This window comes from Robinsoniella sp. RHS, from assembly GCF_001029355.1.
In the GTDB taxonomy this organism is placed as follows: domain Bacteria; phylum Bacillota; class Clostridia; order Lachnospirales; family Lachnospiraceae; genus Robinsoniella; species Robinsoniella peoriensis.
On sequence record NZ_JNGB01000030.1, the window covers coordinates 80,660 to 107,605 of the forward strand.

Genomic DNA, 26,946 nt, shown 5'->3' on the forward strand with positions numbered 1-26,946 from the left:
AATTTTTTGTGTATTGTGAAAAGTACAAAAAAAATGTTAAATTAAGTACCAGGCAAATGGACAAGTATCCCGAAATGTGCTATGATTAGTTCATATGAGGAAAATCATAAATCCATATGTACAAATGAATCCTTTCGGGGATTCTAAATAATAAGGAGGAAAAACACAAATGGCTAGAAAAATGAAGACCATGGATGGTAATCATGCTGCAGCTCATGCTTCGTATGCGTTTACAGACGTAGCAGCAATCTATCCGATCACACCATCATCTGTTATGGCTGAAGCAACTGATGAATGGGCAACCCAGGGAAGAAAAAATATCTTCGGACAGGAAGTTCAGGTAACTGAAATGCAGTCTGAGGCAGGTGCTGCCGGTACCGTTCACGGATCCCTTGCAGCAGGTGCTTTAACAACTACTTATACAGCATCTCAGGGACTTTTACTTATGATCCCTAACTTATACAAAATTGCAGGCGAGCAGTTACCAGGTGTATTCAATGTTTCCGCACGTGCTCTTGCAAGCCATGCATTATCTATATTCGGTGACCATTCTGACGTTTATGCATGTCGTCAGACAGGATGCGCTATGCTTTGTGAATCCAGCGTACAGGAAGTAATGGACTTAACAGCTGTTGCTCACCTCGCTTCCATCAAAGGACGTATTCCATTTATCAACTTCTTCGACGGATTCCGTACATCTCATGAAATCCAGAAGATCGAAACATGGGATTATGAAGATTTAAAAGATATGGTAGATATGGATGCAGTTGATGCTTTCCGTAAACATGCTTTAAATCCAAATCATCCATGCCACAGAGGTTCTGCACAGAATCCTGATATCTTCTTCCAGGCTAGAGAAGCTTGTAACGAGAGCTACGATGCTTTACCGGCTATCGTTCAGGACTACATGGACAAAGTAAATGAAAAAATCGGTACAGATTATAAATTATTCAACTACTACGGAGCAGCAGATGCTACACACGTAATCATCGCTATGGGTTCCGTATGTGACACAATCGAAGAAACAATTGACTACTTAACAGCAGCAGGCGAAAAAGTCGGTGTTGTAAAAGTTCGTCTTTACAGACCATTCAGCGCAGAAGCTTTGATTAATGCTATTCCGGAAACTGTAAAACAGATCTCCGTATTAGACAGAACAAAAGAACCAGGCGCACTTGGCGAACCATTATACTTAGATGTAGTTGCAGCATTAAAAGAAACTAAATTTGATGCAGTTCCGGTATACTCTGGACGTTACGGATTAGGTTCTAAAGATACAACACCTACTCAGATCGTTGCTGTATACAAAAATGCAGAAAAGAAGAAATTCACAATCGGTATCGTGGATGATGTAACAAATCTGTCTCTTGAATTAGGAACACCGCTTGTTACTACACCAGAAGGAACAATCAACTGTAAATTCTGGGGACTTGGTGCTGACGGTACTGTTGGTGCTAATAAGAACTCCATTAAGATTATCGGTGATAACACAGATATGTACGCTCAGGCTTACTTTGATTATGATTCAAAGAAATCCGGCGGTGTTACCATGTCCCATTTACGTTTTGGTAAGAGCCCGATCAAATCTACTTACTTAATCCGTCAGGCTAACTTTGTTGCTTGTCACAACCCATCTTATGTTAATAAATATAACATGGTTCAGGAATTAGTAGACGGCGGCAAATTCTTATTAAACTGCCCATGGGATATGGAAGGTCTTGAGAAACATTTACCAGGACAGGTTAAGAGCTTTATCGCTAACCACGGTATTAAATTATATGTAATCGACGGTATCAAGATTGGTAAAGAAATCGGACTTGGCGGACGTATCAATACTGTTCTTCAGTCAGCATTCTTCAAACTTGCAAACATCATTCCGGAAGAACAGGCTATTGACCTGATGAAAGCAGCTGCAAAAGCTACTTACGGAAGAAAAGGCGATAAGATTGTACAGATGAACTATGATGCAATTGATGCCGGTGCGAAACAGGTTGTTGAAATCACTGTACCGGACAGCTGGAAAGATTCTGCTGACGAAGGACTTGCAATGTCTCACGCTGAAGGCGGAAGAAAAGACGTTGTTGATTTCGTTAACAATATCCAGAGCAAAGTAAATGCACAGGAAGGTAACTCCTTACCAGTATCTGCATTCAAAGAATATGTAGACGGATCTACACCATCCGGTTCTTCTGCATATGAAAAACGTGGTATCGCAGTAGATATCCCTGTTTGGAAACCAGAAAACTGTATCCAGTGTAACAGATGTGCTTATGTATGTCCTCATGCAGTTATCCGTCCGGTTCCTATGACAGATGAAGAAGTTGCTGCAGCACCGGAAGGAATGACAACCATTCCAATGACAGGTATGCCAAATTATAAATTTGCAATAACCGTTTCTGCTTATGACTGTACAGGATGTGGATCTTGTGCGAACGTATGTCCAGGTAAGAAGGGTGAAAAAGCACTTGTTCTTGAAAATATGGAAGCAAATGCTGGCTGCCAGAAATACTTTGACTACGCTGTAGAATTACCTGCAAAAGCAGATGTTGTTGAAAAATTCAAAGAAAATACCGTAAAGGGAAGCCAGTTCAAACAGCCATTACTTGAGTTCTCAGGAGCTTGTGCAGGTTGTGGTGAAACACCTTACGCTAAATTAATCACTCAGTTATTTGGTGACAGAATGTACATTGCAAATGCTACAGGATGTTCTTCTATCTGGGGTAACTCTTCACCATCCACACCTTATACTGTAAATGCAAAAGGACAGGGACCAGCATGGTGTAACTCCTTATTCGAAGATAATGCAGAATTTGGTTATGGTATGTTATTAGCTCAGAAAGCCCTGAGAAACGGCTTAAAAGCAAAAGTTGAAGAAATCATTGCAAATACAGAAGACTCTGATGTAAAAGCTGCTTGCCAGGATTGGATCGATACCTTTAATTCTGGCGCTACAAATGGTTCTGCAACTGACAGAATGGTAGCTGCTTTAGAAGGCAAAGACTGCGATACATGCAAAGAAGTTGTAAATAACAAAGACTTCTTAGCTAAGAAATCCCAGTGGATCTTCGGTGGTGACGGATGGGCTTATGACATCGGTTTCGGCGGTGTTGACCATGTATTAGCAAGCGGACAGGATATCAACATCATGGTATTCGATACAGAAGTTTACTCTAATACAGGCGGACAGTCTTCCAAATCTACACCTACAGGAGCTGTAGCACAGTTCGCTGCCGGTGGTAAAGAAGCGAAGAAAAAAGACCTTGCAAGTATCGCTATGAGCTATGGTTATGTATATGTAGCACAGATCGCTATGGGTGCTGATTACAATCAGACTGTAAAAGCAATTGCGGAAGCAGAAGCTTATCCAGGACCATCCTTAATTATCGCTTATGCTCCATGTATCAACCACGGAATCAAGATCGGTATGAGCAAAGCTCAGACAGAAGAAGATAACGCAGTAAAAGCTGGTTACTGGCATTGCTTCCGCTTCAACCCAACATTGGCTGAAGAAGGAAAAGCTGCATTCAGCTTAGACAGCAAAGCTCCAACAGGAGATTACCAGGCATTCTTAGACGGAGAAGTTCGTTACAATTCACTGAAACGTTCTAATCCTGAAAAAGCTGCTGTACTCTTCGCTAAATCTGAAGAATACGCAAAAGAAAGATATGCTTACCTGCAGAAATTAATTACACTGTATGGTGGAGAACAATAAGATAGAAATATTTTAAAGAAAATAAAGACCGGATGGCGATTGGCTGTCCGGTCTTTTCTTAAGGGTGTGAGGGAAAAGGTATGAGGGAAGAAGGGAAGTTATGAGTTTGATGATAAAATAGTATGGAGCGATTTATTTTTATGCTATACTATTTATGGGAGATGATTTTATGATATATATTGCAGTTTGTGATGTAGATAACAAGATATGTTCGTTTATGGAACATATTATTCGAAAGTATGCCCGGGAAAATGCTATTAATGTGGAAATAGACATTTATTATAGTGGTGAAGCTCTGTGCAAGTCTTTAGAAAATTCTAATTATTATGATCTGATCTGTTTAGATATTCAATTACAGAAAATGAGTGGGATAGATGTGGGACTCTATTTGAGGGAGAAGCTGGGAAATGATGCAACACATCTCATTTATATTTCCGAGAGTACCAATCACGCTATGAAATTATTTCAGATAAGGCCGCTAAATTTTTTGATTAAGCCTGTTTATGATTCAGCCATGTGGAAAAATCTGCATAAGGCTGTACAATTAATTGAAAAACAAAACCTTTGCTATCAATATAAAAATGGCAGGACTTATCATAGAATATTATATAGTAGTATTCTTTATTTTAAAAGTGAAGGTAAAAAAGTATATATTATTTTAGATGATCATAGCAAAGAATTCTATGGGAAAATTGATCTGATTATGTCTGAGGTTCCTCTGCAAAAATTTATAAGAATCCACAAATCGTATATTATTAATTTAAATTATATAAAAGAATATTGTTTTGAATCTGTGAAAATGAGTAATGGTGAGGTTTTGGCTATCAGTAAGACATATCGAAAAGATATAAGAGAAAGGATATTAAGCCATATGGGTGTTGTTGGTGATGTATAGACAAAACATTGATCTACTTACAGTCTATTTTTACCAAAAAAATATGCATTTTTTACCACATAAAAGAAATATCGGGTAAAATGTGTTATAAATATAAAGAAAGACGTCTTTTTTACATATTACAATTTAATTTATGGTGGTAGAAAAGCAATACCATCAGATAAGACTGGAAAGGAGAAACAAAATGAAACTGAAAAAACTACTAGTAATACCCAGCATTATGGCTTTAGCTTTGAGTATGGGGTCAGTAGCATTTGCCGGTACGATAGCGTTTGATGTTACGGTTGGTGTAAACTCAAACCCAGATCCATATTCTTATCGTGAGGCAAAAGATGACAACGCTCAGACATATTATGTAACAACATCAGGTTTTAACATAAGAACCGGAAGCATTCTTGTCAAATCTGTTCCAGCGAATGGCGGAGTTGATTCTTACGAGACAAAATGTACTGCACATCTTTCTTCTGCGGGTGAAAGGCGTTATTCTAACTCTTATAAAAATGGAACGGCTAAACGGCATCAGCTTTTTTACATGAGTTCACGCCGTGGCTCTTCAGAAGCTATGACAGTCAATGCCTGGGGAAAATATTGTCCATAATTTTTAATTATTCCGACCTTGTTTTTAAAAATAGCTTTAGATACTTATGAAAAGCCAGACTCGTATCTTGCGGACTATGACAGTTAAATTTTTAAAAAATAGTGAAGTATTCTGTTTTTAAATTTTTAACTGTTTACTCCGTGAAAATATTAAAATCAATAAACTGAAAAAACAAAAAGAAATGGATTACATATGTTAAATAAAAAATCAATTTTAGTATGGGGCATCTTAATAATAAGCTCATTATTATACACTGGATGCCAGGAAAGTGATATGCCCGTAGTGAACTCTTCTGAAGAAACTGATATAGCGGAAGATACATCCCCTTCAGACAATGACGGAATCATCTTTCCCAAAAAGTATGAAAAGGAAACGGGAAACATTACATTTAACACCAAGGTTGAGCTGAATAAGGATTTTAACCCTAATGAAATCTACGCTTATACAGCTACCCAACAGCACCCGGACCCCTCTAATACCCTGAATACACTTTTTTCCGGAATTGATTACCAGGAAGAGATCACGACAAACGACTCTGGTCAGACAGACTATTACTATGCAGGGCAGAATGGGGAAACATTGTTGATATATCCTGAATCAGTTCATTTATACAAATCTTTTGCTGACCATTTGCCAAGAGTACTCAGTCTATCCTACAAATATAATTATAATGGGAACAAATATTCACAGTCGGAGGAATTTTCTTTCGCTACACGGGAAACAGCGCTGACAGATATATTGGACATACTTTCAAAAATGGGCATAATGATTGGGAATGATTATAGTTATAGTGGGTATTCTCTGGACTATCAAACGATGAAAAATGAAGAGACAGTATTAGGGATGCAAGGAGAGGCGGATACCTCACAATACAAGGAGAACTGGTCTCCTGACGATGACTGTTATTATTTTGCCCTGCGCCAGACATGCCAATCGTTGCCGATTTATTATATCTATAGCGATATTTATAAAGAGGCCTCCGATGCATTTGCGCAAGTACAGGCTGCCTATTCAAAAGATGGTTTGTTTTATCTTTTGATGGACAAGACCTTTAAATTTCAAAAAGAGGATACAAAGCTAAAATTAAAGCACTTTGAGGAAATTGCAGGCACTGTGGAGTACAAGTATGCAAATATTATATCAGATGATAATTATATTGTTACCAAGGCCCAGTTAATGATGATGGCACGGCAGGAGAAGAATGAGAGTTATCTGTTAACCCCTGTATGGGTATTCGACGTTACCGAGAATTTGAAGCTGCAGTCTGGGGAAGGTTCTGCTGAGGAGCACTCGGTATTGAACCAGGTCATCGTAAATGCGGTTACGGGAGAGGAGATCATCCAATGATAAAGACCTGTGAGAAATTATTCAGATATCTGCGGATGGACATAAGCAGAGGAATTTGTTCCAGAGAATTTCTTCTGGGCATCGCGGGTGTCTTCTTTACCCTGATGTTTGGTACGTTGGATGATATTACCCTGGATACAACGGTTTTCTTTGTTTTTGATCAGATACAGTTTGGTATGCCTGTTATGATCGTAATGCTGTTTTGTGCCTATCCCTATGCAAACAGTTTCTGTCAGGATATGGAGAATCGTTATGCGTATCTTATGGTTCAGAAGGGATCTGTCTTCCTGTATACTTTATCCAGGTCTATCACGATATTTCTAACTGCCCTGTTGACTTATTCCTTTGGAACAATGCTGTTTGTCCTGTATCTGCGGTGCAGAATGCCCTGGGAGGATGTTAATTTTACCTCGATATCTTTACTTCAGGAAGTAGGAGGATTGCGGTATTTTCTTACCCCTGGCAGGTACCCGGTATATTTTTTCCTATTCACGGTGCAAAAGGGAATCCTTGCTGCTTCTTTATCCCTTCTGGCAGCGTATGCGTCTTTGTATATTGTTAATTCTCTTCTGGTATTGTCAATTCCCGTTATGGGATACTATTTTTTACTGTATTTAGGAAATTCCATATGGGGCCATGATTCTATATTTAATATTTCTATTATTTTTGATGCCAGATATAATGTATGGGAAAATGACCTTATATCCTTTTTTTGGCCAATTCTTTTCGGAGGTATTTTTTCTGGCTGTCTGATGGGTCTTATATACAAAAAAATCAGGGGGAGGATCCGGAGTGCATAATATTTTATCTATTCTAAACTTAACATATTGCGAAACCCGGCATAAGATATGCTCTAAACGCAGCGTTACTTTTCTAATACTATTAGCTTTTCTGATTTTCGTATATATATCGCCGCTGAAGGCTGTATCCAAGGACACTGGATATAAAATATCGCCCTGGGTCTTTCCACATTTGATGTCACACCTGTACTTTTTATTTACATTTATTTTGGGAATTATATATTTTTACTCAAATGCACCGTTCTTAAATCATGCAGGTATGTACCAAATGATTCGCAGCGGACGTTATCGCTGGTGTATTTCCCAGATCATAAGCATTATTTTTAGCGGATTCACTCTTGCAGCGGCAGCGTTATTTCTCTCAGTCATCATACTTGCGCCAAGGGTTTTTCTTACCAGTGAATGGGGGAAGCTGCTGCATACTCTTTCCCTTACGGACCTGGGTGTAGGATACAATTTGTCTTTTGCCATTTCTTATAATTTAATAAATAAAATACAGCCAATTCCCGCCATGCTGCTGGCATGGGGCGTTTGCGGACTTACCATTTCTTTTACGGGAATTTTTATGTTCTTTTTCAGTGTTTTCCTAAATCGTACTGTTGCAATCAGCATAACTATGGTTCTGTTAACTGGGGTTGTGATAGTTGAAAACTTTCATCCGAAAATTCAGGAAGGGTTATACTATTTTTTGCCCCTGGCATGGATGCAGATTACAAGAATTGGGGAGACTCGATTTGGCTATGGAACTATCCCGCCATTGCATTACAGCATTCCGGCACTTTGCATCTTGATTATACTAATGTCGGTTCTCATACTAATCAGATTTAAGTACATTGAGTTAAAATGGAACAAGGAAGAATAAATAAGGAGTAGAAATGAATGTTAACAGAAAGCATTATTAAAATTGTGGATGGTTCAAAAAGCTTTAAAAATCAAAAAGTTTTACAAAATATTTCATTAGAGTGCAGACCGGGTAAAATATATGGCATTATTGGGAGAAACGGATCAGGTAAAACGGTATTGTTCAAATGCATCTGCGGATTTTTGAAACTGGATGAAGGGGAGATACGGGTTGAAGGCAAAAAGATGGGACAGGATCTTGATCTTTTAACCAACAGCGGAATTATTATTGAAGAACCTGCTTTTCTAAAAAATGAAAATGGATATAAAAATTTGGAATACCTCTACATGATTAACAACAAAAAGAACAGAGACCACCTTATTCGTATTCTTAACAAGGTAGGCTTGGATGCCCTTTCTAAAAAAAAGGTGGGGAATTATTCCATGGGGATGCGGCAACGGCTGGCCATAGCTCAGGCGATCATGGAGGACAAGGAAATCTTAATCCTGGATGAACCCATGAACGGACTGGACAACCAGGGAGTCCTTGAAATGAGAGAGTTATTCCTGGAACTGAAGGCGTGTGGCAAAACGATTCTGCTGGCAAGTCACAACAAAGAGGATATCAATGTGTTATGCGATGAAGTATATGAAATAGACAGGGGAATCATGAAGAGATTCTAAAATTTACCGTTGGGACGAAAATTATTTCGGTAGTATCAGATTCTTGCAGTTGCTTAACGTAATTCCCGTTTATTTAATGATATCAAAAAAAACAAAAATAGAGCACTGTATATCTATTCTCTGGTTCTTACTTAACTTTGGATATTCAATGGACTCCTAATTTTGCATAATGCATTCTGGCATAAGAAAATCAGAATTGCCAATTGATACAAAATATACAAACATGAGAAAGAACCCTATTCTCTTGATATACAGTGCTATATAGCATAATTTACTTTATCTACAATCTGAAACCGGCTGCTGCAGCCGGTTTTTTATATGAAGAAATAATAATTCTGGATCAGGGAGCACTGTCATAATAAGCGTCCATATAAACCTTCTGCACATCTACCAGTGCAGCCTCTTTCGGATTTTCAGGCATTCCTGTATCCTCCAGAGCATGTAAAGACAAAGTCACCACATCAGAAGGCCGAAATGATGTTGTGTTCAATTTAGGAATTCCGATCCGTTGTGATAGTTCGCGGATGTGGCAGATAGCTGCGGCTGCCCCCTGATCTGCCGTCATCCGGGAAGTGTCAATACCAAGTGCCTGACCAATCCGGGAATACCGTTCTTTACATACAGATGTATTGTATTTCATAACATAGGGCAGCAGGATAGCATTTGCAACACCATGAGGGGTATTATAAAAACCGCCCAGCTGGTGAGCCATAGCGTGTACCATTCCAAGACCCGAATTAGAAAATGCAAGACCAGCCATATATTCTGCCCAGCACATGTCGGTACGGGCTTCTATATTTCTGCCTTCAAATACGGCCTTTTCCAGGGACATACCAATTAAATGAATTGCTTCAAGTGCGATTCCATCGGTAAAAGGAAAATGAGATTTGGCAGTATAAGCCTCAATGGCATGTGTCAGAGCATCCATTCCGGTAGATGCCGTCAAAAAGGCAGGCATATCCAGCATCAGCATGGGATCATTAATTGCCAGATAAGAGAGGCAGTTGGCATCAACCATCAGCATTTTTACTTTATTAATTTCATCCGTAACCACATAAGCCCGGGTTACTTCTGAGCCGGTCCCTGCAGTTGTATTAATGGCAATAAGCGGAATACCGGGGTTTTTTGATTTATTCAATCCGTTATAAGCGGCAATATCCCCGCCATTATTAGCAAGTATACTGACAGCCTTGGAAACATCCAGGGAAGAGCCGCCTCCAATCCCGATCATGTAGTCACAGTGTTCCCGGTCAAAAAGTGATTTAGCCTCATTTACGATAGAAACAGTCGGATTCGGTTTAACTCCGTCATAAATCGTATAGTCTTTACCGGCACTATCCAGCACATCAGTGACCTTCTTTACAGTTCCAATATCTACAAGCGGCTTATCAGTGACAATAAAAGCTTTCTTACCTGATATAAGATCAATGTGCCGCGGTATTTCACAAATACAGCCCTTACCAATCAACGTATGTGCCGGTTGGTACAATTCTCGATAATTCATTTAAACACCCTCCTATACATTTAATAGCATTTCATGAACAAATGATAGTGCAATAAAAACATATGTTATTAAAACTAAAATAGCATAAATTAAATGGAAAGTCAATGAGGCAAGGTTACAAAATGCCAGTAATAGGGTAATAGCAAATCTTTCTCAACAAATTACCCAGGGAGAGCTGCTTTAATGATATAAAGCTATAAAATGTTTACTGAATTTTAAGTGTAAAAATTATGAAAATCGACAAAATGCCCTGATATTATAAAAATAATTGCAATTTATATTGACAATGCACAAAACTTATAGTATTATCCATGTATACAAATGATAATCATATAGTTACATATGTTCCTATAATATGTTTGAAAGGACAAGGGAATGAAATCGTATTTTATTGGAATTGATACGGGGACTCAGGGAGTACGGGTTGGAATTGTTGATGAAGATGGTGAAATGCTGATCAGCCATGAAAAAAAGTGGGAAACTTCTTATCCTAAAGTCGGCTGGGCAGAACAAAATCCTATGGATTGGTGGGAGAGCATTCTGGAGGTGCTAAAACAGTGCTCCCGTGAAATGACGGATGAGCAGAAGAAATCCGTGAAGGCGTGCTGTGTCTGTGCTACATCTTCTACGGTACTGGCTATCGATGAACAGGGAAAGCCTCTTATGGATGCCATGATGTGGATGGATGCCAGATCCCGGGAGGAAATGAATGAGATCAATGAAACGCATGATCCGGTTCTGGATTACTGTGGGAAGGAGACATCCTTTGAATGGATGATTCCAAAAGCATTATGGATCAAAAAACACCGCAGGGATATTTACGATAAGTGTTTCCGGCTGGTAGAACAACTGGACTGGATTAATTACATGTTATGCGGAAAGCTATCCAGTTCCATCTGCAATACGACATGCAAATGGAATTACATAGAATCAAAAGGCGGTTACCAGAAAGAATACTTTGAACGGATAGGTTTTGAAGATTATAAGGAAAAAATCGTCACACAGGTAGATAAAATCGGTGAGGTTGTGGGGAAAATAAGACCCGGACTGGCAGAGCGTTTTGGATTTAATCCTGATTTAGTGGTGGTACAGGGAGGAATTGATGCCCATATGGCGATGTTTGGACTGGATGTTATTAAGCCTCATAAACTGGGTATTGTTATGGGAACCAGTTTTGTACATCTGTGTATGTCCAAAGAGAAGCCGGATCTAAAAGGCATCTGGGGGCCTTATGACAGTGCACTGGTAGACGGACTCTGGCTGCTTGAAGGAGGTCAGATATCGGCTGCCGGACTGGTAAACTGGTTTCGGAAAAATTTTCATATCGGAGAAGAAGACGGTAATCCTTATGCCAGACTGCTTCGGGCGGCAGAGGAAGTCGATCCAGGATCTGACGGGTTAACGGTTCTGGATTTTTTCCAGGGAAACCGAACACCGTATAAGGATGCAATGGCCAAAGGTGTGATCTATGGACTGAATGTCAAACATACCTGGAAACATATTTACCATGCTGTGTTGGAATCCGTATCATTTGGTACATACAACATTATACGGAATTATGAAACCCAGGGATATGAAATAAATTCGCTGACTGTCTGCGGGGGAGTTACCAAAGACCGTGGATGGATTCAGATGATATCGGATGTAACCGGTAAAAAGATTATTATCAATCGGAACAGCCAGGCAGGGGTATTGGGGTGCTGTGTGGCAGCTGCATCAAAAGGAAGACATTATCATAGTTTTCAGGATGCAGCAGATAAGATGGTAGTGCCCGAAATAGTGATCAAACCCGATATGGAAAAGCACAAATTGTATCAGGAACCATTCCGGAGATATCTGAAGCTTTACCGGAGTTTGAAGGATTTGATGCATGATACCCAGGAGATTAGCCTTATTTAGCATGGTGCTAAATAAATCTAATATATGGCAGACTGCTTCCGGGAGCCTGTTGCAGATTCAGCGATCCGCCACAATAAGCGGAATGCATAATCTTGCAGAAACAGAAAACTTTTCTGACACGCACCAGAATAGCAGCAGCCGAAAATATTCATATTCTAAGGAGGAATAAAATGAGAAGGTACAAAAAGATGTTGGGGATTTTATTAACGGTGGCAATGTCCGTTTCCATGCTGTCGGCATGTGGAGGCACAACGAAGAGTTCTGATGCGGACACCGCGGCAAAAACAGAGGCTCAGGCAGAGACAAAAGCTGCAGAGACAAAGGCAGCAGAAACAAAAGAAGCAGTAACGGAATCAGCAAAAGAAACAGCATCAGAGGCAGTCACGGAAGCAGAGAAAAAAGCGGATGCTTCCGGTAAAAGTTTTAAAGTCGGCTATGTAAATAAGACCTTAAATAACCCATATTTTGTAGCTCTGGATGCAGCCCTCAAAGAAGAAGTCGAATCAAGGGGATGGTCTTATGCCAGCCTGGATGCTTCCGAAGATATTTCCAAGGAAATGGAAAATATGGAAACGTTCGTTTCCCAGAATTATGATTGTATTATTATGAACTGTGTAGATTCCGAGGCCTGTCTTCCGGCGATTGCAAATGCAACAGCAGCAGGTATTCCGGTAATCAATGTAGATAATGCCTGCGATACATCGGCTGATAATATTACGACCGTTTGTTCCGATAACCTGAGAAACGGAAGAGCAGTAGGACTCTATGTTGGTGAGCAGTTCGGGAAAGACCCGATTGTATCCGTACTCCTATCCGGTGTAAAAGGTGCGGTGGTATCTCAGGAAAGACGTACCGGTCTTATGTGCGGAATTATTGAACAGAGAACAGGCTGTACGGAAGATGAAGCCTGGGCTGCAGCAAAAACAATGGAACAGGAGCTGATGGACAAAGGTAAAGCAGAAAATGCGGATGCAGATTTCAAGATCAACGGCCAGGGCTGGGGTAACTGGACTGCAGATGAAGGTCTTCCGGCAATGGAGGATTTACTGGTAGCAAATAAGGATATCAACCTGGTATTAGGCGAGAATGACAATATGTTATTAGGAGCTATGACTGCTATTGAAAATGCAGGCTTAACCGATAAGATTAAACTCGCGGCAGCAGCAGACGGACAGAAGGAAGCAATCAAACTAATCGCAGATAATACGGGTTATATTGCTACTGGGGATAATAATCCAAAGACGGTTGCGGCTATGGCTATGCAGGTTGCAGACGATGTTTTACTGAATGGTAAGACAGCAGACGATTATGAGGATATCACACGGACACCGCCTCTTTGTTATACCATTGAAAATGCAAAAGACTACTATGATGAAAATGCGGCATTTTAACAACGTAATGTAAGGCAGGTGTAATACACCGCCGCGGGAATAAAGGAATCAAAAATGGGGGTGTTGTGTCAGTTTATCAGAAGAAAGATAACGATGCGGCATCCCCAAAAAAGAAAAGCAGCAGAAACACAGAAAATGATGAGGAGTGTAGGCGATGGGTAGTGAATATCGGGTTGAGATGGAGCATATTGACAAAAAGTTTGGCGGCGTCTATGCACTGAAGGATGTTTCTTTGCGGGTAAAGCCAGGAGAAGTCCATGCTTTAATCGGAGAAAACGGTGCAGGAAAATCTACTTTGATGAAAATCTTATCCGGGGCGGTTTTACGGGATGGAGGGACTATTCGGATTGACGGGCAGGAGGTAAAGATCACCTCTCCAAGAGAAGGGAAAGACCTGGGGATTGCAACGATATATCAGGAGTTTATGCTGGCGCCTCATTTAACGGTTGCTGAAAATATATTTATTGACCGGTTAAATCAGGGCGGAGCGGCTATTCGGTGGAAAAAATTAAATAAAGACGCTTCCGAAATATTAAAGAAGCTGGGATTTGGAGAAATTGACCCGAAACAAAAGGTTGCGGAATTGTCGGTGGCATATCAGCAGGTTGTGGAAATCTGCAAGAATCTCAGCCGGGATGCAAAGATTCTGGTTCTGGACGAACCAACTGCAGTGCTGACATTTACAGAAATTGAAAAACTCTTTTCACTGGTGAACCTTTTGAAAAAAGACGGAGTCAGCATCATCTACATATCCCACCGGTTGGAAGAAATATTCCAGTTATGCGACACAATAACGGTATTTAAAGACGGGAAGTTTGTAAAAGAGCTTTCTACCGGAGATATCGATAAGCATGGGCTGATCAATCTTATGGTCGGTCGGGAAATGTCTACCCTGTATCCGGAGAGAAAAGTGAAGCTGGGAGAGGTGGTTCTGGATGTGAAAAACCTGAACTGCGGAAATATGGTACAAAATGTGTCTTTTTCTGTTCGGGCAGGTGAAGTGCTGGGATTCAGCGGACTGGTGGGGGCAGGAAGGACAGAGACTATGCGTGCCGTATTTGGAATAGACCGTAAAGAAAGCGGTGAAATTACGCTGGCAGGGGAAAAGGTGTCGTTTAAGGCGCCTAAGCATGCAGTGGAACGCGGGCTGGGATTCCTGCCCGAAGACAGAAAGCAGCAGGGGGTACTGCTAAATCAATCCATACGTATTAACACGACCCTTGCTTCCCTGAAACAGGTAAAATACGCCATGGACGTTATCAACGGAAAAAAAGAAAAACAGACAGTAGAAAATATCCTGGGGCAATTGTCTACGAAATATGCATCCATGGAGGATGATGTATCCAGTCTATCCGGAGGCAACCAGCAAAAAGTGGCTCTTGCAAAATGGCTGGCGGCTGACTGTAAATGTATGATACTGGATGAGCCTACCCGTGGAGTGGATGTCGGGGCAAAGGTAGAAATATATAAAGTAATTAATGATCTGGCGGGACGGGGAGTTGCAATCGTTATGATCTCTTCGGAGATGACGGAAATCATCGGAATGTGCGACCGGGTTATCATTATGAGGCAGGGCAGAGTTACCGGCGAAGTTGCCAGAGAAGAATTATTTGAAAATGTGCTGATAAAATACGCAATGGGGGTTTAAGTGTAAGCCGGCTTGAGGTTTTCATGGGTTTAGGTTTGAAAGAAAAATATGAAATCGAAAGGAAGCCACATTTTGATTCTTTCAAATTGATTTAGTTGTGGCAGTACAGCAGGCATGCCTGCTGTATGCAATGGGTGAAAAAATGAATACAAAAAATAAAGCTGCAAAATTATTTGTCAAACATAATACTTATTTTATGCTATTGCTGTTAGTGGTTATCTGTATCTGCATATCGCCGGATTTCTTTACCTTACAGAATATCATTAATATCCTGCGCCAGTATTCAGGTACCACCGTTGTCTGTATGGGGATGTTGTTTGTAATTCTGACTGGGGGAATTGATTTATCTGTTGGATCTATTCTGGCACTTGGAAGCGTAATGGTGGCATTTGCACTGACAACCCACAGTCTGGGTATGGGAGCTGCAATTCTCCTACCGGTTCTGGTTGGGTGTGTATTAGGTGCAGCTACCGGATTTCTGGTATCTTATGCCAAGATGGCAGCCTTTGTGGCTTCATTGGCAATGATGACCATTGCAAGAGGTCTGGCATTTGTTATATCCAATGGGCAGCCGGTGCAGACACCAAAGGATACCATTGGTAAATTGGGTGTAGCGATGATCGGGGGCGTGATTCCATGGCTGGCAGTCATTGCGGTAGTTGTTATTTTGATATTTGCGTTTATTCATAAGTATACTGCTTTTGGACGTATCATAGTTGCCATAGGAAGTAATGAAACGGCCGTAAAATTAGCGGGAATCCGTGTAAACCGGTATAAAATGTCCGTGTATGCTATCTCCGGAATCTGTGCTGCTATTGGTGGCATTATCGCATCTTCCAGAACGGCTATCGGAACACCGATTATAGGACAGGGATTGGAACTGGATGCTATTGCAGCCTGCGTGATTGGGGGCGCAAGCCTGTCGGGCGGAGAAGGGTCCTGTATTAAGACCGTTGTAGGTGTACTGGTGCTGGCACTGATCAGCAATATCATGAATCTGCTCGCAGTTCCTTCTTATCCCCAGGATATCATAAAAGGCATTATTATTATCATTTCTGTGCTATTACAGGGTCTTACTTCTAAAAATAAAACAGTCTAGAGTGTTATAAAATAGCTTTCTAATAGCTGTACGTCATGGTTTGACAGAGAGGAGCATTGCAATGAAAGATATTTTACTGATGGCAGTGGATTTGGGCACAAGTTTTATAAAAGTTGGAGTTTATGATACGGACAGTACGTGTATTACCCTGGAGACAGAACCGGTAAAAGATTATAGACCTGGTCCCGGCGTATTTATACAAAAGGGAGAAGAATTATTAGCATCCGTAATCACCTGTATGAAAAAAGTATGTGCTGCACTGGAGGGAAGGGCAGAATGTATTGAAGCCATTGCCTTTACCGGACAGATGTCAGGGTTCATGGGAGTGGATGAAAACTGGAATGATATCACCACCTGGTCCTGTTCTCTGGACAGCCGGTATATGCCTTATGCAGAAAAACAAATGGAAAAACTAAGAGATCCATTTTTATGTATTGGGGGAACGAACTTTCCCCAAATGGCACCAAAATATGAGTGGTTCAAAATGGAATATCCGGAACAGAGCAAAAAGATTGCAAAATATCTGATGATCAGTGGGTACGTGATTGGAAAATTAGGTGATATATCCGTGGAAGATGCGGTAATAGACAGATCCTTTACCCAGTGGACCGGACTTGCTGATGTACAAAATGACAGATGGTCACAGGAAATCTGCAGGGAGATTGGACTGGATGAGAAATATCTGCCTAGAATTGTGAATTCTAACCACATCTGTGCACGGCTAAATAAGGAAATGGCAGCAGCGACGGGATTAAAACAAGGGGTTGTTCTGGTATCCGGTGCAGGAGATAAGCCTGCGGGCTGTCTGGGGGCTGGAATTGTAAACTATGGAGATATGATATTTGAAGCTTCGTCCTATGGAGAAGTGAGCTGCTGTGTCAGTGAATATCGTCCGGATATGGATGAAAGGCGTCTGGATGTCATTCCATCAGCGGTACCGGGAGAGTTTTATGCCACTCATTTTGCAGCAGGTTCCGGGATTACTTTAGACTGGTTTATGAATACTTTCGTAAAACAGGCAGGCATCAGTACGAAAGAAATGTTTGCAGATATGGAACATAAAATGAGCAGCATTGCGCCGGGATGCAATGGTCTGATGGGAATCGGGCTGCTGGGCGGCAGCTCTATGCCGCTTGATGGTTCACTGCGGGGTATGTGGATGGGATTCGACTGGAGCCATTCCAAAGAGCATTTTTATAAAGCGCTGTTAGAAAGTTTTACCTATGATTTTACCCTGTGCATGCAGCGAATGGAAGAACTGTATCCGGAATATGAGCTTGATCATGTCCGAATCATTGGAGGGGGCGCCAAATCGCCGGTATGGACGCAGATGTGTGCCGATGTCCAGGGAAAGCGATATGAGGTTCTGAACCGGGAGGATGCTGCCATGTGGGGAGCTGCAATTCTGGCTGGAAATGCCATAGGTGTTTTTCCGGATTTAAAAGAGACCGCATTAAAGCATGTGAAAGTAGAACGGGAATTCCTACCGGATTTAACAAAAAGAGAAGCGTATATGCCTTACTTGCATTTATATAAGGATTACATGGTGGAGCTTCATGATTTCTATGAGCGGATAGGACAATTATCCAATAATATGGTATAGAAGGAGAAGGAAATATGGCTAAGACAGTAAAAACAATGAAAGCACTGGTTGTTTACGGAAAGAATGATTATCGGCTGGAGTCAGATTATCCGGTACCGGAATTAAAAAAGGGTGAGGTACTGATTAAAGTGGAGGCTTGCGGTGTGTGCGCAAGTGATATTAAAAACTGGCATGGAGCAGAAGGTTATTGGGGAGATGGTAAATCAGAGCCCTGGGTAAAAACACCGTTTATTCCCGGGCATGAATTTGTGGGAGAAGTAGTCGAGGTGGCTGAAGGTTACCAGGGATGTGCAAAGGCAGGTGACCGGATAACCGGTGAACAGATTGTACCCTGCGGGGAGTGCATGTTCTGCAGGACCGGGCATTATTGGATGTGTGACCAGGCAGATATCTTTGGATTCCGTGCCCACGTCAATGGTGCCATGGCGGAATATATGATATTGCCTGAAAAGACAAGGATTTATCAGATTCCTAAGGATCTGGAATTAGAAAAAGCCATCTTAATTGAACCGTACAGCTGTGCAAAGCACGCAGTGGACCGTGCGGATATTTCCAATACCGATGTAGTTGTAATTTCCGGAGTGGGAACATTGGGGCTGGCAATGGTTAATTATGCGAGATTGAGAAGGCCTAAAAAGCTCATTGCAATTGATATGAAGGAAGACAGGCTTGCGATTGCCAAAAGTTTTGGTGCGGATATCTGCCTCAATCCGTCAGAGTGTGACGTAGTAAAAGAGATTCAGAGCATGACAAATGGTTATGGCTGTGATATTTATATAGAAGCAACGGGACATCCTTCCAGTGTGCAGCAGGGTTTAGATGCCATACGGAAATTGGGGAGATTTATTGAGTTCAGCGTATTCGGACAAAAAGTAAGTGTGGATTGGTCTGTAATCGGTGATGGAAAGGAACTGGATATTCTGGGAGCACATTTAGGACCTTACTGTTTTGATGTGGTAACGGAATGGATTGCTGATAATACCATTTATACGGATGGTGTAGTGACTCATACATTTTCCCTGGATCAGTGGCAGCAGGCTTTTGAACAGAATGCCAAAGGAGATGGATCTCTTAAGGTTGTTATAAAACCATGATAATGGAGGAATGAAAATGATTACAGTACAGGCAGAGCAGTTAAGCAAAGAGAGTTTTGATATATTTGGCCAGTTCCATCCTATGTGCGCAGAGGAAGGCGCATGTTTTGGAGATCAGAATTTTACGTTTTACCGCGACAGTATCCGCATGGTACCGCCGGTATCAGCACTTGCATTTTCAACCCTCCAGGTAGAGAGGTCAGTCCGGTTCCTGGTTCCGGCACTGGAATATCATGATCACACGGCTGAAATCATGATGCCTATGGATGATGATACCGTATTGTGCCTTGCGCCTGCAGGGAATACCGGGAGACCGGAAACCGGAGACATACGTGCATTTTTTATACCCTGTGGTACCATGATCCATTTGAATCCCGGTACCTGGCATTACATGCCCCAACCGTTAAACAAGGAAGAAGTTCATGTCCTGATCGTACTTCCGGAACGCACCTACTGGAATGACCTGACAGCGGTAAACTTTGAAGGGGATAGCTTATTAACCGTCAAAACAGGAGGAGACTATGAAAGCATTTGTTTATAATGGGGATAAAAATTTTCGTATCGAAGACAGGGAAAAACCGTCTGCATCAAAAGATACGGCAGTGATTAAAATAGAAGCTGCATCTATCTGTGGAACGGACGTGAGAACTTATGCCAATGGAAACCCAAAGATCACTCCAGGCAGGATTATCGGGCACGAGTGCTGCGGAAGAATTGTAGAGATCGGCAGAGAAGTGCCGGGATTTGCACTTGGGGACCGGGTTCAGATCGCGCCTGCGATTGGATGCGGTGTGTGCAGGCCCTGCCAAAAAGGGAATACGAATATGTGTGACCATTTAAGGACAATCGGTTTTGAATTTGATGGAGTTTTTGCAGAATATATGGAGATACCTGCCGATGCCTTTCACCAGGGGAATGTCAATAAGGTGAACGAGCATGTGACGGCAAATGAAGCGGCGCTTGCAGAACCAATGGCATGTGCTTACAATGCACAGCAAATATGCAATATCAAAGAGGGGGATACCGTTGCTGTATTTGGTTCCGGTTTCATCGGCTGTTCCCATGCAGAACTTGCATTTGCAGCGGGGGCATCTAAGGTCATGATGATGGAAGTATCGGATTTTCGCATCCGTCAGGCACGGGAATTAATCCCGGATATTATTGTCATCAATTCTAAGACGGAAAACTGTTATGACAGAATTATGGAAGAAACAGACGGCAATGGGGCGGATGTGGTAATTACGGCATGTTCAGTTGGACAGGTACATACGGACGCACTGAAGATAGCAGCAAAGCATGGCCGGATCAGCCTGTTTGGAGGAATACCGGGAGACGGAAAGGGATTTTTAGACTCCAACGATATTCATTATAAAGAACTGGGGGTCTTTGGTGTTCATGCTTCGACCAGCAGGCAGAACAGGGAGATATTAGAAAAAATAGCCAGGAGACAGCTGCAGCCGGAAAAATATATTACGAAAGAATACCCATTAGAAGAAATCCTGGAAGCTTTTGAACATTTGAAGGCGGGCCGGATTCTAAAAGCAATTATCCACCCATAAAGATTTCAATGGAAAGTATTGCTTAAAGGAACATTTGTAAACCGTTAAATGATAAATAGCAAAGAATAAATCAGTTAATTCAGTATAAGACAATGCATATAAATTGTGTCAGGATAAGACAACGCATATAAATTGTTGACTTTAAATATGCGTTGTGTTATTATAATTTTAAAGTAACATAATTTACTATAACATGAACAAATGTAAATAGAAAGCTGTGGATAGATGATAGATAAGGAAGAATTAGAAAGAATTATCCGTGATACCATCCAAAGATATCAGAAAAAAAAAGCCCATAATTGCAGTAAACTGGAAGATGAATATGACAATAGCGGAGGGAAGGAAATTTTTAGAGGATCTAAAATATATTCCGGATGTACCACTTGTCATTTTCCCGCCCTTCACAACATTAGCAGCATTAGCAGAGGAGTTTTCCGGGCGTCATATTCTCATGGGAGCGCAGAATTTCCACGATCAGCCGAGAGGTGCCTTTACCGGAGAGATTTCTATTCCCATGCTTCGTGAGCTAGGGTGTACGTATCTGATGGCAGGTCATTCCGAACGGCGAATATACAATTATGAGTCGGATGAGGAAATTAATCGAAAAGTGTTTTCCGCTGCACAGGCATCTATGGAAATCATGCTTTGCATTGGGGAAAGTATGAAGGAACGCCAGGAGGGCATGTGGAAAGAGACGCTTCGCAGCCAGCTTCAAAAAGATCTGGCAAGACTGCCCTGTGAGGCGGTTTCAAAATTACATATCGCATATGAACCTGTCTGGGCGATCGGAACAGGTGCAAGTGCATCGATAGAAGAGATTCATGAAACACATGTATATTTAAAAGGAATTATCCGGGAGATCTTAGGTGTGGAAGTGCCAGTACTTTATGGAGGCAGTGTAAATGAAAAGAATGCGGCAGCCATTGGCAGTATTCCTTCCGTAGATGGATTTTTAATTGGAAGTGCAGGGATTCATGCCGGGAAATTAAACCACATTCAGGAGAGTGTCTGAAAGTTCAATGTGCCGTAAGATAATATATTAGGAAGAGAGGACATACATATGGAAATGGAACAGTTGGTTGCAAAAATTGCAGATGAGATTTTAAGAAAGCTGGAAAGCCAGGGAGGGCTGAAATCTTCCCCGTCCGGATCTATTGCAGGTATGATAGACCATACGCTGCTGAAACAGGATGCAAACGAAGAACAGATCAAAAAATTGTGTGAGGAAGCAAAAGATAATCATTTTTGCTCAGTGTGCGTAAATCCCGGATACGTTCCCCTTTGCTATGAAATGCTGAGAGGGACAGACGTAAAAGTATGTACCGTCATCGGATTCCCGCTGGGTGCCACTACAACGAAATCCAAAGTTTTTGAAGCGAATGAAGCCATCGAAAACGGAGCGAATGAAGTAGATATGGTGATTAATGTAGGGAAAGTGAAATCAGAAGACTGGAATTTTGTAAAAAAAGATATTTCAGATGTGGTTACTGCTGTACATGGAAGAGCAATTGTAAAAGTAATCCTGGAGACCTGCCTGCTCACGGAGGAAGAAATTGTACATGTATGCCAGATCTGTAAAGCGGCTGGTGCAGATTTTGTAAAGACATCCACCGGATTTTCCACCGGAGGGGCTACCGCAGCTCACGTGGCACTTATGAGGAAAACGGTTGGGAATGAGATGGGCGTAAAAGCATCCGGCGGTGTAAAGAGTGCAGAAACAGCCAAAGAAATGATTTCGGCGGGAGCAACAAGGCTGGGTACCAGTTCCGGTATTGCAATCATAAATGGTTTGACCGGAAGCAGTAATTATTAAAGGAGAGGAGTGAAGGAAATGGCACAAAAAATGAGGGCTGTAAGATTGTTTGCACCAAAAGATATCCGTTGTGTGGAAGTAGATGTACCCCAGATTGAAAAGGATACCCAGGTTTTGATTAAGGTAAAAAGCTGTGGGGTATGCGGATCTGATATTCCCAGAGTTATGGTAAAGGGAACCTATCATTTTCCAACTACAATAGGGCATGAGTTTGCAGGACAGATTATAGCCTGCGGTGATAAGGTGAAAAACCAGCTGGATGTGGGGGACCGGGTATCGGTTATGCCTTTAATTCCATGTGGTGAATGCCAATACTGTAAAGTAGGGCAGTCACATCTCTGCGACACATATGACTACTATGGTTCCAGAAGAGACGGTGCAATGGCAGAATATATCGTGGTAGAGTCAGAAAACTGTCTTAAACTCCCATCCGGAGTAGATTACGAAGAAGGTTCCTTTACGGATCCCGTATCGGTAGGACTGCATGCAGTGCGGAAAACAAAAATAGAAGCTGGAAAATCGGCAGCAGTATTCGGGTTGGGAGCCATAGGCTTTATTACGGTTCAGTGGCTGAAATCCCTTGGATGCACAACGGTAATTGCTGTAGATGTATCCGATGACAAGCTTCGTCTGGCTAAGCGGCTTGGTGCCACAGCCGGTGTAAACGGAAAAGACCTGGACGCAGTAAAGGCAATTAAAGAGTTGACAGGAGGGGAAGGGGTAGATATTGCAATCGAATTTGCTGGTAGTAAATATACCCATGTACAGGCAGTAGCTTCCTGTAAGAAAAATGGCGAGGTCGTATACGGCGGTATCACTTATGATGATGTAACGTTCCCCAACAGTGTCATAGCATCTATATTAAGAGGGGAACTGACCATTCACGGAAGCTGGAACTCATCCATTAACCCGCTGCCGATTAACGAATGGAAGAGTGCCCTGGAATTTATACATACCGGACAGATGAACGTAGACCCGTTAATTACCCACAGGGTGCGCCTGGAAGATTGTAAAGAAGTATTTGATATGATGTTTAACCGAACAGAGGTATTTACGAAAGTACTCTTTAAACCGGAGATGTAACGGGTGGACGGTACATTATGCAGAAAGCATTTTTAAGAAACATCAGGAGCGGGAAATTTGAGATATTTAATAAATAGAAACCAAGCAGGAGGATAAGTAAATGACACAGGAAGCGTTAGGATTAGTAGAAACAAGAGGTCTGGTAGCGGCAATTGAAGCAGCTGATTCGATGGTAAAAGCTGCAGATGTAACATTGGTGGGATCAGAGAAAATCGGATCCGGATTAGTTACGATCATGGTACGGGGAGATGTGGGAGCGGTGAAAGCTGCAACTGAAGTGGGAGCTCAGGCAGCAGGAAAGCTGGGGGAACTGGTTGCGGTACATGTGATACCAAGACCTCATGGTGATGTGGAAAAGATATTGCCCCAGGCATAAATTCCAGACAATATAAGATAAGGACAAAAGGCAGGGTCTTGAGATGGAAAGCCCTGTCTTTCTTATTGTTCATTATTGGATATAAAACAGAACTATGTTATAATACCTAAATAATATCCAAATACTGTCCTTTTATATAAAATAGGGAGATGATTGTCGGGAGGAGAATGATGATGAATGATTATAAGAAGATAGAGCTTTTGGTTCAGGTTGCTAAACTCTATTATGAAAACGACTATAGCCAGGAGATGGTGGCAAAGAAGTTAAGTTTGTCCAGACCATACATATCGAAACTTTTGAATGAAGCGAAAGAGGTGGGCATTGTTCGCGTCCAGGTGATTGACCCTATGAGCGTAGAGAGCAAGCTGGAGCAGAAATTCAGGAATAAATTCAATTTGAAGAAAGTGATTATAACGCCATCGAATGCCGATGAGAATCCGTTGTCCCGCATTGGGATGGAAATGGCAAGATATCTGAACAGTATTATAAAAAATGGTGATATTCTGGGGCTTTCCTGGGGCGATACCTTATTTGAGTGCTCTAAATCCCTGATTGGAAGAGAAGACCTGGAAAATGTAACAGCAGTGCTTCTTTGCGGCGGTATCAGTAATTTAAAGAAAAATATCTATTCTACAGAAATTGCAAATAATTTTGCTAACAAGCTAAGAGCCTCATCTTATGTATTGCCCCTTCCGGCAGTGGTGGATAATAAAAAAATGAAGGATATTATCCAGCGGGATCACAATATGGGAAAAGTACTCCAATATGGATATGATGCCAACATTGCAGTTTTCACAATGGGGGCATTTGGGTTGAAAAGCGCAATTGTACGTGCAGGCTACTTAAGTGACCGCACAATGGAAGAACTCTCACAAAAAGGTGCGGTAGGGGATATCTGTTCCCATATTATTGACATTAACGGGAATATCTGTGATATGGAATTAGACGAAAGAACGATCGCAGTGCCTCTGGATGTAATCAGGCAAAAAGAATACCGCATTGGTGTAGCACAGGGAACCAGTAAAATCGATTCCATCTGTGGAGCACTAAATGGCGGGCTGATAAATGTATTAATTACGAATGAAGAGACAGCGGAATTAGTTTGGAATAAAAATTGAGAAGATGGAATGTGATTAAGGAAGTGTTAAGCGTAGCGGCACGCGGGCATTCACCAGGAAATACTGATGCATTTCTGGTGAATGCCCCCATAAACTGTTCGTGCTACCCTACCATATCAATGGAACGCTGAAGAGCATCCGCGGATGCTTTAATTTCATCCGTTTCCACATCTGAGATGGTTTCCGGTTTTGCTTTTTTCAATAGTTTCCTTATATTTGCGATATCATTTTTCAAGAAATTCTTTTGATCTTTTGTCAATTCTTTTTTTCGTTCGGATAAAAGCTGTTCTGCTTTGATAATCATTCCCTGGGCATCATTTATTGTATCCAGTGAGCCTTTACGCCTGGAATCCTGGGATTCGTACTGCTGGGCATCCTGAATTGCTTTTTCAATATCGGCTTCTGACAGGTTGGAAGCCGCAGTAATAGTGATATCCTGAGCTTTTCCGGTTCCCAGATCTTTGGCAGAGACATGTACAATGCCGTTGGTATCTATATCAAAGGTAACTTCAATCTGTGGCCCTCCTGCCATAGCACGTTTTATACCGCTTAAACGGAATTTGCCAAGACTTTTGTTATCTCTGGCGAATTGTCGCTCTCCCTGAAGAACATGTATGTCGACAGAAGTCTGGAAGTTTCCGGCGGTGGTAAAAATTTTTGATTCCCTTCTGGGGATGGTTGCATTTTTGGGAATCAGTACGTTACATACTCCGCCCACTGTTTCTATGGACAGGGAAAGGGGCGTGACGTCAAGCAGGAGGATTTCGTTCAGGCCTGCGTCCCCAGCCAGCTTTCCACCCTGGATAGAAGCACCCAGTGCAACGCATTCGTCCGGATTTAAATTCTTGCTCAGATCGTGGCGGGTCAGCATTTTTACTTTTTCCTGTACAGCCGGAATACGTGTAGAACCGCCAACCAGAAGTACCCTGCCAAGCTCAGAGGTGGAAATTCCTGCATCATTTAAGGCAGTCTGGACAGGGAGGGCAGTACGTTCCACCAGGTCACTGGTCAGTTCCTCAAATTTTGCTCTGGTCAGGTTCATATCCAGATGTACCGGACCGGAACGGGTAGTACTGATAAAAGGAAGATTGATATTCACGGTAGTAGCTGCAGATAATTCTCTCTTGGCCTTTTCGGCTTCTTCCCGGATACGGTTCATGGCAACATTGTCTTTCGTCAGGTTGATACCTTCCTGCTTTTTGAATTCACTGATCAGGTAATCGCAGATGCGTTTATCGAAATCATCACCACCCAGCTGATTATCCCCGGCAGTTGCAAGCACTTCCACAACACCCTCACCGATCTCAATCACGGACACGTCAAAAGTTCCGCCGCCCAGATCATAGATCAGAATTTTCTGAGGTGCGAAATTGTCAAGGCCGTAAGCCAGAGCAGCTGAAGTCGGTTCATTAATGATACGCTGAACATTAAGGCCTGCTATCCTTCCGGCATCTTTGGTAGCCTGTCTCTGTGAATCGCTGAAATAGGCGGGAACCGTGATAACTGCATCGGTAACTGTTTCACCAAGGTAACTCTCAGCATCTGTTTTTAATTTTTTCAGAATCATAGCGGAGATTTCCGGTGGAGAATATTTTTTGCCATTTATTTTTACTGTATAGTCAGAACCCATGTGCCGCTTTATGGAAAAAATAGTATTATCCGGATTAGTCACAGCCTGACGCTTAGCCGGTTCGCCAATAAGGCGGTCACCATTTTTGGTAAAAGCCACAATAGATGGAGTTGTGCGAAATCCTTCTGCATTTGCAATTACGACAGGCTGGCCCCCTTCCATAACAGCCACACAGCTGTTCGTCGTACCTAAATCAATGCCAATAATTTTACTCATTTTCATATACCTCTTTCTCATCTCATCTTTTCTTTTT

At 41.8% G+C, this 26,946-nt stretch carries 22 protein-coding genes; 20 read left to right on the forward strand and 2 right to left on the reverse strand.

Going from position 1 to position 26,946, the window contains the following annotated elements:
- The first annotated feature begins 169 nt into the window (after window positions 1–169).
- The 7 genes from nifJ (at window position 170) to RHS_RS14815 (ending at window position 8,876) form a co-directional block, all read left to right on the forward strand.
- The gene (gene nifJ, locus RHS_RS14785; RefSeq protein ID WP_027293712.1) at window positions 170–3,712 is read left to right on the forward strand and encodes a pyruvate:ferredoxin (flavodoxin) oxidoreductase; all 3,543 of its coding nucleotides are present in this window, start codon (window positions 170–172) and stop codon (window positions 3,710–3,712) included.
- 169 nt (window positions 3,713–3,881) lie between these two features.
- Entirely contained in the window at window positions 3,882–4,607 is a 726-nt protein-coding gene (locus RHS_RS14790; protein ID WP_047833594.1) for a LytTR family transcriptional regulator DNA-binding domain-containing protein, read from the forward strand.
- 184 nt (window positions 4,608–4,791) lie between these two features.
- On the forward strand, window positions 4,792–5,205 hold the full coding sequence (locus tag RHS_RS14795) for a hypothetical protein (protein ID WP_047833595.1): 414 nt from the start codon (window positions 4,792–4,794) through the stop codon (window positions 5,203–5,205).
- Between the two features lie 273 nt (window positions 5,206–5,478).
- Window positions 5,479–6,552, forward strand: coding sequence for a hypothetical protein (locus RHS_RS14800; RefSeq protein ID WP_047833596.1), 1,074 nt, complete (start codon window positions 5,479–5,481; stop codon window positions 6,550–6,552).
- On the forward strand, window positions 6,549–7,352 hold the full coding sequence (locus RHS_RS14805) for a hypothetical protein (protein ID WP_047833597.1): 804 nt from the start codon (window positions 6,549–6,551) through the stop codon (window positions 7,350–7,352). The genes RHS_RS14800 and RHS_RS14805 overlap by 4 nt, the downstream gene beginning before the upstream one ends.
- Before the next feature lie 268 nt (window positions 7,353–7,620).
- The gene (locus RHS_RS14810; RefSeq protein WP_395022477.1) at window positions 7,621–8,214 is read left to right on the forward strand and encodes a hypothetical protein; all 594 of its coding nucleotides are present in this window, start codon (window positions 7,621–7,623) and stop codon (window positions 8,212–8,214) included.
- A 17-nt stretch (window positions 8,215–8,231) separates the two neighbouring features.
- Window positions 8,232–8,876 carry an ABC transporter ATP-binding protein gene (locus tag RHS_RS14815; RefSeq protein WP_047833599.1) on the forward strand — a complete coding sequence of 215 codons (645 nt, stop codon included), beginning with the start codon at window positions 8,232–8,234 and terminating at the stop codon, window positions 8,874–8,876.
- Between the two features lie 340 nt (window positions 8,877–9,216).
- On the opposite strand, the gene RHS_RS14820 is transcribed toward RHS_RS14815, so the two are convergent.
- Window positions 9,217–10,380 (reverse strand): iron-containing alcohol dehydrogenase, encoded by a 1,164-nt coding sequence (locus RHS_RS14820; protein WP_044292960.1) that lies wholly within the window; start codon window positions 10,378–10,380, stop codon window positions 9,217–9,219.
- Window positions 10,381–10,755: 375 nt separating this feature from the next.
- Between RHS_RS14820 and RHS_RS14825 the strand changes: the two genes are divergently transcribed.
- From RHS_RS14825 to RHS_RS14885, 13 genes are all read left to right on the forward strand, one after another.
- On the forward strand, window positions 10,756–12,279 hold the full coding sequence (locus RHS_RS14825; protein WP_047833600.1) for a ribulokinase: 1,524 nt from the start codon (window positions 10,756–10,758) through the stop codon (window positions 12,277–12,279).
- 170 nt (window positions 12,280–12,449) lie between these two features.
- Entirely contained in the window at window positions 12,450–13,670 is a 1,221-nt protein-coding gene (locus RHS_RS14830; RefSeq protein WP_052377762.1) for a substrate-binding domain-containing protein, read from the forward strand.
- 154 nt (window positions 13,671–13,824) lie between these two features.
- Window positions 13,825–15,318: a sugar ABC transporter ATP-binding protein gene (locus RHS_RS14835; protein ID WP_027293719.1), complete on the forward strand. Its 1,494-nt coding sequence runs from the start codon at window positions 13,825–13,827 to the stop codon at window positions 15,316–15,318.
- 142 nt (window positions 15,319–15,460) lie between these two features.
- Complete coding sequence (locus tag RHS_RS14840) at window positions 15,461–16,417, forward strand: ABC transporter permease (protein ID WP_081820458.1); 957 nt, start codon at window positions 15,461–15,463, stop codon at window positions 16,415–16,417.
- Window positions 16,418–16,478: 61 nt separating this feature from the next.
- The gene (locus tag RHS_RS14845) at window positions 16,479–18,020 is read left to right on the forward strand and encodes an FGGY-family carbohydrate kinase (protein ID WP_044292958.1); all 1,542 of its coding nucleotides are present in this window, start codon (window positions 16,479–16,481) and stop codon (window positions 18,018–18,020) included.
- A 14-nt stretch (window positions 18,021–18,034) separates the two neighbouring features.
- Complete coding sequence (locus tag RHS_RS14850) at window positions 18,035–19,114, forward strand: alcohol dehydrogenase catalytic domain-containing protein (RefSeq protein ID WP_047833601.1); 1,080 nt, start codon at window positions 18,035–18,037, stop codon at window positions 19,112–19,114.
- A gap of 16 nt (window positions 19,115–19,130) precedes the next feature.
- Window positions 19,131–19,655, forward strand: coding sequence for an ureidoglycolate lyase (locus tag RHS_RS14855; RefSeq protein ID WP_027293723.1), 525 nt, complete (start codon window positions 19,131–19,133; stop codon window positions 19,653–19,655).
- Window positions 19,636–20,673: an alcohol dehydrogenase catalytic domain-containing protein gene (locus RHS_RS14860; protein ID WP_395014352.1), complete on the forward strand. Its 1,038-nt coding sequence runs from the start codon at window positions 19,636–19,638 to the stop codon at window positions 20,671–20,673. The genes RHS_RS14855 and RHS_RS14860 overlap by 20 nt, the downstream gene beginning before the upstream one ends.
- A 259-nt stretch (window positions 20,674–20,932) precedes the next feature.
- Window positions 20,933–21,685 carry a triose-phosphate isomerase gene (gene tpiA, locus RHS_RS14865; protein WP_395022481.1) on the forward strand — a complete coding sequence of 251 codons (753 nt, stop codon included), beginning with the start codon at window positions 20,933–20,935 and terminating at the stop codon, window positions 21,683–21,685.
- A 150-nt stretch (window positions 21,686–21,835) separates the two neighbouring features.
- Window positions 21,836–22,486: a deoxyribose-phosphate aldolase gene (gene deoC / locus RHS_RS14870; RefSeq protein WP_047833636.1), complete on the forward strand. Its 651-nt coding sequence runs from the start codon at window positions 21,836–21,838 to the stop codon at window positions 22,484–22,486.
- Between the two features lie 18 nt (window positions 22,487–22,504).
- Window positions 22,505–23,569, forward strand: coding sequence for a galactitol-1-phosphate 5-dehydrogenase (locus RHS_RS14875; protein ID WP_047833602.1), 1,065 nt, complete (start codon window positions 22,505–22,507; stop codon window positions 23,567–23,569).
- A gap of 100 nt (window positions 23,570–23,669) precedes the next feature.
- The gene (locus tag RHS_RS14880; RefSeq protein WP_027293728.1) at window positions 23,670–23,945 is read left to right on the forward strand and encodes a BMC domain-containing protein; all 276 of its coding nucleotides are present in this window, start codon (window positions 23,670–23,672) and stop codon (window positions 23,943–23,945) included.
- A 167-nt stretch (window positions 23,946–24,112) separates the two neighbouring features.
- Entirely contained in the window at window positions 24,113–25,063 is a 951-nt protein-coding gene (locus tag RHS_RS14885) for a sugar-binding transcriptional regulator (RefSeq protein WP_395022483.1), read from the forward strand.
- Window positions 25,064–25,166: 103 nt separating this feature from the next.
- On the opposite strand, the gene dnaK is transcribed toward RHS_RS14885, so the two are convergent.
- Window positions 25,167–26,909: a molecular chaperone DnaK gene (gene dnaK / locus RHS_RS14890; RefSeq protein ID WP_047833604.1), complete on the reverse strand. Its 1,743-nt coding sequence runs from the start codon at window positions 26,907–26,909 to the stop codon at window positions 25,167–25,169.
- Window positions 26,910–26,946: the final 37 nt, after the last annotated feature.

What these genes read in the sequence shown, in the direction of transcription:
- nifJ (WP_027293712.1), top strand. Translation starts at nt 170, where the DNA reads ATGGCTAGAAAAATGAAGACCATGGATGGTAATCATGCTGCAGCTCAT.
- RHS_RS14860 (WP_395014352.1), top strand. Translation starts at nt 19,636, where the DNA reads ATGAAAGCATTTGTTTATAATGGGGATAAAAATTTTCGTATCGAAGAC.
- RHS_RS14795 (WP_047833595.1), top strand. Translation starts at nt 4,792, where the DNA reads ATGAAACTGAAAAAACTACTAGTAATACCCAGCATTATGGCTTTAGCT.
- RHS_RS14875 (WP_047833602.1), top strand. Translation starts at nt 22,505, where the DNA reads ATGGCACAAAAAATGAGGGCTGTAAGATTGTTTGCACCAAAAGATATC.
- RHS_RS14835 (WP_027293719.1), top strand. Translation starts at nt 13,825, where the DNA reads ATGGGTAGTGAATATCGGGTTGAGATGGAGCATATTGACAAAAAGTTT.
- RHS_RS14820 (WP_044292960.1), bottom strand. Translation starts at nt 10,380, where the DNA reads ATGAATTATCGAGAATTGTACCAACCGGCACATACGTTGATTGGTAAG.
- RHS_RS14840 (WP_081820458.1), top strand. Translation starts at nt 15,461, where the DNA reads ATGAATACAAAAAATAAAGCTGCAAAATTATTTGTCAAACATAATACT.
- dnaK (WP_047833604.1), bottom strand. Translation starts at nt 26,909, where the DNA reads ATGAGTAAAATTATTGGCATTGATTTAGGTACGACGAACAGCTGTGTG.
- RHS_RS14815 (WP_047833599.1), top strand. Translation starts at nt 8,232, where the DNA reads ATGTTAACAGAAAGCATTATTAAAATTGTGGATGGTTCAAAAAGCTTT.
- RHS_RS14855 (WP_027293723.1), top strand. Translation starts at nt 19,131, where the DNA reads ATGATTACAGTACAGGCAGAGCAGTTAAGCAAAGAGAGTTTTGATATA.
- RHS_RS14800 (WP_047833596.1), top strand. Translation starts at nt 5,479, where the DNA reads ATGCCCGTAGTGAACTCTTCTGAAGAAACTGATATAGCGGAAGATACA.
- RHS_RS14845 (WP_044292958.1), top strand. Translation starts at nt 16,479, where the DNA reads ATGAAAGATATTTTACTGATGGCAGTGGATTTGGGCACAAGTTTTATA.
- RHS_RS14805 (WP_047833597.1), top strand. Translation starts at nt 6,549, where the DNA reads ATGATAAAGACCTGTGAGAAATTATTCAGATATCTGCGGATGGACATA.
- RHS_RS14850 (WP_047833601.1), top strand. Translation starts at nt 18,035, where the DNA reads ATGGCTAAGACAGTAAAAACAATGAAAGCACTGGTTGTTTACGGAAAG.
- RHS_RS14885 (WP_395022483.1), top strand. Translation starts at nt 24,113, where the DNA reads ATGATGATGAATGATTATAAGAAGATAGAGCTTTTGGTTCAGGTTGCT.
- RHS_RS14825 (WP_047833600.1), top strand. Translation starts at nt 10,756, where the DNA reads ATGAAATCGTATTTTATTGGAATTGATACGGGGACTCAGGGAGTACGG.
- RHS_RS14830 (WP_052377762.1), top strand. Translation starts at nt 12,450, where the DNA reads ATGAGAAGGTACAAAAAGATGTTGGGGATTTTATTAACGGTGGCAATG.
- RHS_RS14810 (WP_395022477.1), top strand. Translation starts at nt 7,621, where the DNA reads ATGATTCGCAGCGGACGTTATCGCTGGTGTATTTCCCAGATCATAAGC.
- deoC (WP_047833636.1), top strand. Translation starts at nt 21,836, where the DNA reads ATGATAGACCATACGCTGCTGAAACAGGATGCAAACGAAGAACAGATC.
- RHS_RS14880 (WP_027293728.1), top strand. Translation starts at nt 23,670, where the DNA reads ATGACACAGGAAGCGTTAGGATTAGTAGAAACAAGAGGTCTGGTAGCG.
- RHS_RS14790 (WP_047833594.1), top strand. Translation starts at nt 3,882, where the DNA reads ATGATATATATTGCAGTTTGTGATGTAGATAACAAGATATGTTCGTTT.